Genomic DNA, 10,656 nt, shown 5'->3' on the forward strand with positions numbered 1-10,656 from the left:
CAGGAGGCCCCGTGAAGATCGAACTCGTCACACTGCGACAGATCGAACGTGAAAAAGAGATCCCCTTCGACGAACTGATTCAGATCATCGAACAAGCGATCCAGTCGGCCTACTTGCGTCACGCGGAAAACCAGAAGCTCCCCGTGCCCCGCGAAAGCGACGTGCGAGTGACCCTCGACCGCAAGACGGGTGAGATCTCCGTGCTCATCCCTGAGCTTGACGCCGACGGAGTGGTCATCGGCGAAGCCTATGTGACGACCGACGAATTCGGTCGCGTCGCATCGAGCGCAGCCAAGCAGGTCATCAACCAGCGCCTCCGCGATCTCAGCGATGATGCCGTGCTCGGCACCTTCAAAGACAAAGAAGGACAGATTGTCTCCGGCGTCGTGCAGCAGGGGCCGAACCCGCGCATGGTGCACATCGACCTCGGTGAACTGGAAGCGATTCTGCCCCCTGAAGAGCAGGTGCCCGGTGAGAACTATGCGCACGGCACCCGACTGCGCGTCTACGTGACGAGCGTCTCCAAGGGCACCAAGGGGCCGCAGGTTATTGTGTCGCGCACACACCCCGGCCTGGTGCGCAAGCTCTTCGAACGGGAAGTGCCCGAATTGGCCGAAGGCCTCGTCGAAATCGTTTCACTCGCTCGTGAAGCCGGCCACCGTACCAAGGTCGCGGTTCGCGCGAAGCAGGCAGGCATCAACGCCAAGGGCACCTGCATCGGAGAACTCGGCAGCCGAGTCCGTGCCGTGATGGGCGAACTCGGTGAAGAGAAGATCGACATCGTCGACTACGCGCCCGAACTGCCCGCCTTCGTCGCCAACGCGCTGTCTCCGGCCAAGGTCACCGACGTCTTCATGCTGAACGAATCGCTCAAGCAGGTGCGCGCGCTCGTTCCCGATTTCCAGCTGTCGCTCGCCATCGGCAAGGAGGGTCAGAACGCTCGACTCGCCGCCAAGCTCACGGGCGCGAAGATCGACATCCAGCCGGATTCGATCATGAACGACTAACTGAGGCGCTCGCGCACTCTCGTCGAAGCACAGTGCTGATTGGGGAGTGCGTCATGACGCCGCGATACCTTCGCGGCACACTACTCATCCCGGCGGTGCCCCACCTGAGAGGTGGGGCACCGCCGGGCGTGCTGAAATGCGGAAGCTGGTAAGATGGATGCGGTTCGGACCTGTGTCGCGTGTCGTCAACGCGCCTCGCGCACAGACTTGCTCAGGGTGGTCGCACACGAAAATCGACTCGACGTCGATGATCGCGCGGTGCTTCCCGGGCGAGGAGCGTGGGTACATCCCACACTCGAATGTGTGAACCGCGCAGTGACCCGAGGGGTGTTCCCTCGAGCGCTGCGAGCATCGGGGAAGCTCGATGCAAGCCCTTTAGAGAACAGGCTGAAAACACTCATGGACAACTAATGAGCGGCTCACGATGAAGCCCGTCCGCTAATCAATGGTTCTCGCCTGTCTGGCGTGAACCCAGACAGGAGAAAAGTGGCAAACCCACGCGTACACGAGATCGCTGCGGAGATCGGTGTCGATAGCAAGGTCGTTCTGGCCAAGCTCAAAGATATGGGCGAGTTCGTCAAGGCGTCCTCGTCAAGCATCGCGCCCCCGGTGGCGCGCAAAGTCAAGGCAGCACTCGCTGCCGACGGCGTGACGCAGTCGCAGAGCGACAGCGCCGCCGCACCCAAGCCTGCGCCGAAGAAGCCCGGCGCTGCACCCAAGCCCGGCCCCAAGCCGGCGCCCCAGGCAGAGCCTGCCGCGCCTGCAGCTGAGGCACCCGCCGCAGCTCCAGCCGCCGACAAGAAGCCCAGTGCTTCCAAGTCCAGCGCTTCCAAGCCCGGCGCTCCGAAGCCTGCTTCGGCGAAGCCCGGCGGCAACGCCGGTGCCTCTGCTGACGGCAACTCGGGTGCGAAGCCCGGTGCTCCGAAGCCCGCCGGCCCGCGTCCGGGTAACAACCCGTTCGCCTCGAGCCAGGGCATGGGCATTCCCCGCCCGCCGCGTCCGGGCAACAACCCGTTCGCTCCCAGCCAGGGCATGGGTCGTCCCGGGGGCGGGGCAGGCCGCCCCAACCCGGGCAACATTCCTCGCCCCGCAGCGCGCCCCCAGGGTGGCGCAGCCGGTGGCGGTCGTCCCGGTGGTGGCCGACCCGGCGGCGGCGGCAACCGTCCCGGTGGCGGCGGTGGCTTCAACCGTCCCGGTGGCGGCGGTGGCGCACCCGGTGCAGGTGGCTTCGGTGCACCTCGCCCGGCAGGTGGATTCGCCGGCCGTGGCCGTGGTGGCCGCGGTGCAGGCACCGCAGGCGCGTTCGGTCGTGGCGGCTCCAAGAGCAAGGCACGCAAGTCGAAGCGGGCGAAGCGGCAAGAGTTCGAAATGCGGGAGGCGCCGTCGCTGGGCGGCGTGAGCGTACCTCGCGGCAACGGATCGACCCCGATCCGCCTGCGTCGTGGCGCATCTCTCTCGGACTTCGCCGACAAGATCGACACCAGCGCCTCGAACCTCATCACCATCCTCTTCCACCTGGGTGAGATGGCGACGGCGACCGAGTCGCTTGATGAGGCCACGTTCGAGATTCTCGGCGACGAGCTCGGCTACAAGATCCAGGTCGTCTCGCCTGAAGACGAGGATCGCGAGCTGCTTGAAGGCTTCGACATCGATATCGAAGCCGAACTCGAGGAAGAGGGCGACGACGTTCTGCTGCCCCGTCCTCCGGTGGTCACGGTCATGGGCCACGTCGATCACGGTAAGACTCGACTGCTCGACGCGATCCGCAAGGCAGACGTGGGCGGCGGCGAGGCCGGCGGCATCACGCAGCACATCGGTGCGTACCAGGTGCACACCCAGCACGACGGCCGCGAACGCGCGCTGACCTTCATCGATACCCCGGGTCACGAGGCGTTCACCGCCATGCGTGCTCGTGGTGCGCAGGTCACCGACATCGCGATCCTCGTGGTCGCTGCAGACGACGGCATCATGCCCCAGACGATCGAGGCGTTGAACCACGCACAGTCGGCGAACGTGCCGATCGTTGTCGCGGTCAACAAGATCGACAAGGAAGGCGCGAACCCGGAGAAGGTGCGTCAGCAGCTCACCGAGTTCGGTCTCGTCTCCGAAGAATGGGGCGGCGACATCATGTTCGTCGATGTCTCGGCGAAGAACAACGTCGGCATCAACGACCTGCTCGACGCAGTGCTGCTCACCGCTGACGCCGGTCTCGACCTCCGCGCGAATCCTGACAAGGACGCCCGCGGTGTCGCCATCGAAGCGAAGCTCGACAAGGGTCGTGGCTCGGTGGCCACCGTGCTCATCCAGTCGGGTACGCTGCGCGTCGGTGACGCGATCGTCGCTGGCACCGCTTACGGCCGTGTTCGGGCGATGACCGACGAGAACGGTGAAGCGGTCGCCGAGGCGCTGCCTTCGCGCCCGGTGCAGGTGCAGGGTCTCTCGAGCGTTCCGCGCGCGGGTGACAACTTCATCGTCACTTCCGAGGATCGTACGGCGCGTCAGATCGCTGAGAAGCGTGAAGCCGCCGAGCGCAACGCCATGCTGGCGAAGGCCCGCAAGCGCATCAGCCTCGAAGAGTTCACGAAGGCGCTTGAAGACGGCAAGGTCGAGTCACTCAACCTCATCATCAAGGGTGACGTGTCGGGTGCCGTTGAGGCACTCGAGGAATCGCTCATGAAGATCGAGGTCGACGACTCGGTGCAGCTGCGCATTCTGCACCGCGGCGTCGGCGCGATCACGGAGTCGGACGTGGATCTTGCCACGATCGACAACGCGATTGTCATCGGCTTCAACGTGCGCCCCGACGTCAAGGCCCGCGAGCGTGCTGCTCGCGAAGGCATCGACATCCGGTTCTACAACGTCATCTACAACGCGCTGGATGACATTGAGAGCTCGCTCAAGGGCATGCTCAAGCCGGAGTACGAAGAGGTCCAGTCGGGCGTCGCCGAAATTCGCGAGGTGTTCCGCTCCTCGAAGTTCGGCAACATCGCTGGTGTCATCGTGCGCAGCGGTACGATCACCCGCAACGCCAAGGCGCGCGTCATCCGCGAGGGTGTCGTCATCGCCGATGGCCTCGCCATCGAATCGCTGCGTCGCTTCAAGGACGACGTCACCGAGGTGAAGACGGACTTCGAGGCCGGTATCGGTCTCGGCAAGTTCAACGACATCCAGATCGGCGATGAGATCGAGACCACCGAAATGGTCGAGAAGCCGCGCGACTAGTCGCTGGCCACTCCACGCCAGAGGGCGGGCAGGATCACGGAATGGTGATCCTGCCCGCCCTCTGGCGTACCACGGCGAATGGTGCGGTCCGAGCCGCACCGCGGCATCAGCCGAGCTGCTGCACGCGCACCGTATTGCCGGCCGGGTCACGGAACGCGAAGTCGCGCGTGCCCCAATCCTGCTCCATCGGCTCCTGCAACACCTCGACTGTTGACGCTTCGACGCGCTCGAACAGCCCGTCGAGATCGTCGGTCGCGAACACGACCGAAGCGTACGAGCCCTTTGCGATGAGCTCGTTGATCGTCTGTCGCTCGGCGTCGGTGAGCCCCGGATCGACGGCGGGCGGAGTCAGTACGATCGACGTGTCGGGTTGGGCCGGGTGCCCAACGGTGATCCAACGCATCTGCTCGTAGCCGACATCATTGCGGATCTCGAAGCCCAGCACATCGCGGTAGAACGCGGCTGAGGCATCGGGGTCGAGGTGGGGGAGGAACGTGACGTGAATGTTGATCTTCATGAACATCACGCTAGTCAGGCGAGCTCGGGGGAACTTCTCGATTCCTGACCGGTTTAGTGACTCGCAGGGTGACGATACCCGGAAGGCCGGTCAGGGGAGCGGCGCCGTCGCGCCGATACCGGCCGGGCGATACCCCGACGAGCTCGGTGAAGCGGGTCGTGAACGTCCCGAGCGAACCGTAGCCGACGGCGAAGCAGACCTCCGTGACGCTGAGATCACGCCGCCGCAGCAGTGTCATCGCCCGCTCGATGCGCCGCGTCATCAGATAGCTGTAGGGTGACTCGCCGTACGCGGCGCGAAACTCGCGACTCAGGTGACCCGCCGAGTATCCGATGTCAGCGGCCAGCGAGCCGACATCGAGCGGCGCTGCATAGTCGCGGTCGATACGGTCGCGCACTCGGCGCATGCGTTCCAGATCACGGAGGCGCTGCTCGGCGCGGTCGGGATCCATGCCCTCACTGTATCGACCTGGCGCCTCCGACCGCGCGTGCAATCTGCGGCTGACCGCAACCCGGAAACGACTGGGGCCCGCACCTCCTCGAAGAAGAAGTGCGGGCCCCAGCCGGTGCTGCCGCGCTCAGACGCGGTCGAAGCGTCGCCCGAGGGGGCTGGGGGGCAGGCACATGAAGACGAGAACGACCAGGCCGCCCAGGTAGGGAATGAACGACAAGAAGTAGAACGGCCCGGCGAAGTTGGCGTCGTGGAATCGTCGCCACGAGATGGCGAGACCCGGCACGAGCGTTGCGAGGCCGATGACGAGCAGCAAGATCGCGCCGATGATGACCAGGCCGATGCCGACACCCGCGGCAGGTGCGGCCGTTGCCGATCCGTACCCGCTGCCGAAGTCGTCATCGTAGTAGGACGACGTTGCGCTCGCGCTCGCCAGCATGACGATGCCGATGATGTAGAGCACCAGCGGAATGAGGCTCACCAGGAACGAGAACAGTGCGATCCACCAGTACTCGCTGCGCGAAGCGCGGCCCGAGAAGTTGGCGTAGTTCTTGAAGAAGCGGCGCACCGACTGACCGAAGGTCGCGCCGTAGAGCGGGCGAAGGAGATCTTCGGGGTCGACCGCACCGTTGAACGGTTCGCCGGGCCCGGGCACTCCCGTGACGCCCGCGGCGTAGGCCGGGGCCGACGCGTACTGGGGCTGTGGCTGGTTCGGGTACAGCGAAGCGGCCGGGGGCGCGTACGGGGGCGGCGGCTGCTGCGGGGCGCCATACTGAGGTGCACCGTACTGCGGTGCCTCGTACTGGGGAGCTCCGTACTGCGGCGGCTCGAAGGTCGGCGGCGTCTGCTGTGCGGGCGACTCCCACTGCGGAGCGGCCGGCGGCTGGGGCGCCGCGGGATCCGGCGTGGACTCCGAGCCCGGTACCGGCTGCTCCTCGGGAGCTCCGGGGTTCTCAGGGTTGGGCGGATAAGTCATGAAAGCGCCTCCTCAAGCGACGGTCGCGTACGTTCCGACTGCTCTCTATCGTAGAGGGAAGTGTCAGCACGATCTCGGAAAGTGTCAGCGGTAGGCTGGGCGCATGAGTAATCCACGGGCGGGTAAAGTCGCCGAGCGCATCCAGCAGATCATCGCGCGGCGCCTCGAAAAGGGGCTGCGCGATCCGCGCCTCGGCTTTGTCACGATCACCGACGTTCGCGTGACGGGCGATTTGCAGCATGCGAGCATTTTCTACACCGTGTACGGCGATGAGCAGGAGCAGACGGATACGGCGGCCGCGCTGAAAGCGGCGACCGGCATGCTGCGCACGGAAGTGGGCAAGCAGCTTGGCACGCGGTTGACTCCGACGCTCGAGTTCATCCACGATGAGCTGCCCGAGAGTGCTCAGCACCTCAACGACTTGCTCGCCGAGGCGAAGCGTCGCGACGAGGAGTCGGCGGCACTGGCATCGGGTGCGCAGTATGCGGGCGAGGCCGATCCGTACGTAAAGCCGCGTGAGGACGACGAGCGCGAGTAGTCGCTACGGCAGTCGCGCGCGAAGCGAAAACGGGTTAATCATCGGGTGAAAACCGTCGAATTTCATATTCGTACGGTGTCTGAATCTGAAAAAATCCTGGGATGACCTCTCCGCATCCTTCCGATCCCGGCGCTTACCCGTCATTCCCCCACGCCCAAGCCCCGGTCCCTTCGAAGACCATTGGGGTGCTGGCGTTGGTGCTGGGCATCGTCGCGTTCTTGCTAGGACTGATCCCGTACTTCGGGTTGCTTCTCGCTATCGGAGCTATTGCGCTCGGAATATTTGCGATGGTGAAGCGTCAGCCGAAAGGACTCAGCCTCACTGGGCTGATCCTTGGTGGAGCAGCAATCATTCCCGCGCTCGTCATGACGATCGCGTTCTCTGCAGCGCTCGGCTCACCTCGCCCAAGTTCTGAGGCCGCAGCGCTTGCCGCGGCGAGTCAGGAGAAAGAGCAGGCGAAGGATGCTGCTCAGGTCGCCGCAGATAAGCAGGCGGCCGCAGAGAAGAAAGCATCGGACGAAAAGAAGTCTGCAGAGAAGAAAGCCGCTGACGACAAGAAATCAGCGGAGAAGAAAGCCGCGGCTGAAAAGAAGGCGGCGGATGCCGCTGCTCAGAAAGCCAAGAAGGAAGCGGAAGCTGCCAAGAAGGCTGCAGAAAAGCAGGCCGCTGCTGACAAGAAGGCGGCTGAAGAAGCCGCGAAAAATCTCGGCAAGATCGGCTCACCGTACCCGCAGCCATACGTTGCTCAGGGGTTGTTCGGTGGAGATAAGTACCAGCTCACGGGTCGCATCGTTGACGCCAACGCTGGGGCGCTGCTTTCTGAATGGAACATGTTCAATCCAACCGCACCCGCTGGATTCAAATACGTCGTCGTTGAATTGACGATGACGGGAATCGATGAAGACGGAATTGAGCCCTCTACCGCGAATTATGACTTGTACCTCGCGACGTCGGAAGGCAACCGTTACAACGACGAGTTTCTCATCTACGGTGACGGAATGCCCTCAATGATGGATGGACCGACGCTCTATCCAGGCAGTACATTCACCGGATACACCGCATACGTAGTTCCGGAAGCCGCGGAGAGTTTCCTGCTTTACGACAACGGAAATTACATCGCTTTCTGACGACGAGCGCGAGTAGTCGCTACGGCAGCCGCGCGCGCCCCGCGAACTCGACCATCAAGCCATCGGCGATGAGCGAGTCGTAGGCGCGAAGCGGCTGTTCCGGATCGCGGACGCCCCCGTCGGCGGCAGCTGCGAGCGCACTTTCGCGCGTGACTGCCTCGGAAGACCGACGCAGCAGCGCCATGATGCGGCCGCGTACCTGGCGGTCGCTGCCGGCGAAGGCAGCCTGTTTAGGGCGCTTCTGCGGAGCATTGTCGGGGTAGCCGGCACCCCGCCATTCGCACCAGGCAGCGATCGGGCAGGCGTCGCACTTCGGTGCGCGAGCCGTGCATACGACGGCGCCGAGTTCCATCGCTGCAGCGTTGAAGACGGCAGCTGACGCGCGCTCTTCGGGGAGCAACGCCTCCATATCGGTGAGATCGGCGGGCGCCGGCATTCCCGCGGCGGCGCGACCGTGGATGGCGCGCGCGATGACGCGCCGGGTATTCGTGTCGACGACGGGGTGTCGCTCGCCGTAGGCGAATGCGGCGACGGCGCGCGCCGTATAGGGGCCGACGCCGGTGAGCGCGAGCAACTCGTCGACATCGCTGGGCACGACATCGCCATGCCGCTCGGCGATTTCGACTGCGGCGCGGTGCAGCCAGAGCGCGCGGCGCGGGTAGCCGAGGCGATCCCACGCCCGTACCGCTTCTCCGGGTTCTTCCGCGGCGAGAGCCGACGGCGTCGGCCAGCGCTCCATCCAATTCATCCAGCGGGGGAGCACGCGGTCGACCTGCGTCTGCTGCAGCATGAATTCAGATACGAGGATCGCCCAGGCCGAGAGATCGGGCGCCCGCCAGGGCAGGTCGCGAGCCGAACGCAGGTACCAGGCGTTCAACGCTTCGGCGAGGGCCGATGCCGCCGGGCCACCGGTTCCGTCTGCTGCGCTCATCGGCTCCAGTGTAGGCGCGCAGGCCGACTGCGAGGTGCGACCGCGTAGGCTGTCAGGGTGACGAACGACCCCGCTCCGCTGCCCGCCCAGGGCGCCATTCTGCTCATCGACAAGGCGGAGGGGTGGACGAGTCACGACGTGGTCGCGAAGTCGCGTCGCGCGTTGGGTACACGCAAGGTAGGGCACGCCGGCACCCTCGATCCGATGGCGACCGGGCTGCTCGTGCTGGGCGCCGGCCCGTCGACGCGACTGCTCACGCACCTGGTGGGCCTCGAGAAGACGTACGTCACGACGATTCGCCTCGGCTCGGCCACCGTGACCGATGATCGCGAGGGCGAGCGCATTAGCGCGGCGACCCCCGAACAGATCGCAGCGGTCACGCGCGAGCGCATCATTGCCGCAGCGGCCACGTTGACCGGCGACATCGAGCAGGCGCCGAGCGCGGTGAGCGCCATCAAGGTCGACGGCCGTCGGGCGTACGACCGCGTGCGCTCGGGTGAGACGGTCGAGTTGAAGAAGCGGCCCGTGACCGTGTACGCCTTCGAGCTCGGCGATCCGGTGCGCACGACCGATGAGTCAGGTGCGGAGGTCGTCGACATCGACGCGACCGTGCGCTGCTCGTCAGGCACCTACATTCGCGCGCTCGCACGCGATCTGGGGGCACTGCTCGACGTCGGCGGTCACCTCACCGCGCTGCGCCGCACGCACGTAGGACCGTTCGACGTAACTGGCGCCGCAGCTGCGGCGGAGCTCGCGGATGGCGGGCCGCTCCCGCTGCTGCACCCCACGTCGGTCGCCACGGCGCTGTTTCCCCGCATCGACCTCACCGAGTCGCAATCCGTCGATCTCGGCAACGGCAAGAAAGTGGTGATCGATGCCGAGGGCGGCACTGACCACGATGCCCCGCTGGTCGCGGCCGTCGGCCCCGGAGAGCGTCTGGTGGGGCTGGTCGAAGTGAAGCGGGGGCGCTTGCGGGCGATTACGAACTTCCCGGTCGTGCAGGAGGCCGCGCAGTGATCCTGTGGTTCGCCGTCGCGATCATTGCCATCGCGCTGCTGGCAGCCGGCCTGTGCTCCGTGGAGACGCTGCGCAAACGCGCACCAAACGATTACACCATGGGCGCCACACTGCTCGTCGCCCTGCTCCTCGTGGCGCAGGTCGTGGTCTCGATCGCCGCTCCGGCGGTCGGCAACTCTCCGGTTGGCGACCCGCTCGAGTTCTGGATGTACTTGATCGTGGCGCTGCTGCTGCCGCTCTGCGCCGGGTTCTGGGCGCTTGTGGATCGCACGCGATGGGCCAATCTTGTGCTTGCCGTGGTGCACCTCTCCGTCGCCGTCATGACCTACCGCATGCTCGTTATCTGGGGATGACGCATCCGACTCATCGGAGCACAGTTGCGACACGCCAGCGTGTCCACCACCCTCAAGGCATTGTCGAGGGTTTAAAATCCTCAGCTTGACTTGAACGAATCACAACGGTGTAATTATGGGAGTGCGATCGCGAACCCGCATCGCTGACGTCGAGGAAGGGACGGTCTGTTGAGCGACACATCGCACACGCCGGTGCCCGGCAACTGGTTTGTTGATCCGGTGTTCCTCGGCACCCCGGGCATTCGTCGCGAGGGCGACGACGAAGCGCTCGCGTGGCAGACCGACGCGCTGTGCGCGCAGACTGACCCAGAGGCGTTCTTCCCCGAGAAAGGCGGCTCGACGCGAGAAGCCAAGCGCATTTGCGAGGGCTGCGAGGTGCGTTCGGATTGCCTGGAGTACGCGCTCGAGAACGATGAGCGCTTCGGCATCTGGGGCGGCCTCTCCGAGCGTGAGCGCCGCAAGCTGCGCCGCGACGCGATCTGACCCGCACGGCATGGCTCCACGGTGCGCACAATTTC

The 10,656-nt window shown here is 65.2% G+C and carries 12 protein-coding genes; 8 read left to right on the forward strand and 4 right to left on the reverse strand.

Features of this window, described 5'->3' with window-relative positions:
• The first annotated feature begins 11 nt into the window (after positions 1 to 11).
• From nusA to infB, 3 genes are all read left to right on the forward strand, one after another.
• Positions 12 to 1,007, forward strand: a complete 996-nt coding sequence (gene nusA, locus CH42_RS15600; RefSeq protein ID WP_053354133.1) for a transcription termination factor NusA — start codon at positions 12 to 14, stop codon at positions 1,005 to 1,007.
• 153 nt (positions 1,008 to 1,160) lie between these two features.
• Positions 1,161 to 1,418, forward strand: coding sequence for a YlxR family protein (locus CH42_RS16135; RefSeq protein WP_075201300.1), 258 nt, complete (start codon positions 1,161 to 1,163; stop codon positions 1,416 to 1,418).
• A 75-nt stretch (positions 1,419 to 1,493) separates the two neighbouring features.
• Positions 1,494 to 4,229: a translation initiation factor IF-2 gene (gene infB, locus CH42_RS15605; RefSeq protein ID WP_053354134.1), complete on the forward strand. Its 2,736-nt coding sequence runs from the start codon at positions 1,494 to 1,496 to the stop codon at positions 4,227 to 4,229.
• A 106-nt stretch (positions 4,230 to 4,335) separates the two neighbouring features.
• On the opposite strand, the gene CH42_RS15610 is transcribed toward infB, so the two are convergent.
• The 3 genes from CH42_RS15610 to CH42_RS16260 form a co-directional block, all read right to left on the reverse strand.
• On the reverse strand, positions 4,336 to 4,746 hold the full coding sequence (locus tag CH42_RS15610) for a VOC family protein (protein WP_053354165.1): 411 nt from the start codon (positions 4,744 to 4,746) through the stop codon (positions 4,336 to 4,338).
• A 10-nt stretch (positions 4,747 to 4,756) separates the two neighbouring features.
• A complete protein-coding gene (locus tag CH42_RS15615) occupies positions 4,757 to 5,197 on the reverse strand; it encodes a helix-turn-helix transcriptional regulator (RefSeq protein ID WP_053354135.1) in 441 nt (146 codons plus the stop codon).
• Positions 5,198 to 5,323: 126 nt separating this feature from the next.
• Entirely contained in the window at positions 5,324 to 6,172 is an 849-nt protein-coding gene (locus tag CH42_RS16260; RefSeq protein WP_053354136.1) for a DUF805 domain-containing protein, read from the reverse strand.
• Between the two features lie 103 nt (positions 6,173 to 6,275).
• On the opposite strand from CH42_RS16260, the gene rbfA reads away from it, so the two are divergent.
• Both rbfA and CH42_RS15630 read left to right on the forward strand, forming a co-directional pair.
• On the forward strand, positions 6,276 to 6,710 hold the full coding sequence (gene rbfA, locus CH42_RS15625) for a 30S ribosome-binding factor RbfA (RefSeq protein ID WP_053354137.1): 435 nt from the start codon (positions 6,276 to 6,278) through the stop codon (positions 6,708 to 6,710).
• 101 nt (positions 6,711 to 6,811) lie between these two features.
• Positions 6,812 to 7,837 carry a DUF4190 domain-containing protein gene (locus tag CH42_RS15630; protein WP_156322620.1) on the forward strand — a complete coding sequence of 342 codons (1,026 nt, stop codon included), beginning with the start codon at positions 6,812 to 6,814 and terminating at the stop codon, positions 7,835 to 7,837.
• A 19-nt stretch (positions 7,838 to 7,856) separates the two neighbouring features.
• Here the strand turns inward: CH42_RS15630 and CH42_RS15635 are convergent, their stop codons facing one another.
• Entirely contained in the window at positions 7,857 to 8,768 is a 912-nt protein-coding gene (locus CH42_RS15635; protein WP_053354139.1) for an A/G-specific adenine glycosylase, read from the reverse strand.
• A 57-nt stretch (positions 8,769 to 8,825) separates the two neighbouring features.
• Here CH42_RS15635 and truB point away from each other — a divergent pair, with 57 nt between their 5' ends.
• The 3 genes from truB (at position 8,826) to CH42_RS15650 (ending at position 10,621) form a co-directional block, all read left to right on the forward strand.
• Positions 8,826 to 9,785: a tRNA pseudouridine(55) synthase TruB gene (gene truB / locus CH42_RS15640; protein ID WP_053354140.1), complete on the forward strand. Its 960-nt coding sequence runs from the start codon at positions 8,826 to 8,828 to the stop codon at positions 9,783 to 9,785.
• Positions 9,782 to 10,138 (forward strand): hypothetical protein, encoded by a 357-nt coding sequence (locus tag CH42_RS15645; RefSeq protein ID WP_053354141.1) that lies wholly within the window; start codon positions 9,782 to 9,784, stop codon positions 10,136 to 10,138. The genes truB and CH42_RS15645 overlap by 4 nt, the downstream gene beginning before the upstream one ends.
• 168 nt (positions 10,139 to 10,306) lie before the next feature.
• Positions 10,307 to 10,621, forward strand: a complete 315-nt coding sequence (locus CH42_RS15650) for a WhiB family transcriptional regulator (protein WP_075201299.1) — start codon at positions 10,307 to 10,309, stop codon at positions 10,619 to 10,621.
• Positions 10,622 to 10,656 lie beyond the last annotated feature (35 nt).

The sequence above is a fragment of the Leucobacter musarum subsp. musarum genome (assembly GCF_001273845.1).
Lineage (GTDB): Bacteria > Actinomycetota > Actinomycetes > Actinomycetales > Microbacteriaceae > Leucobacter > Leucobacter musarum.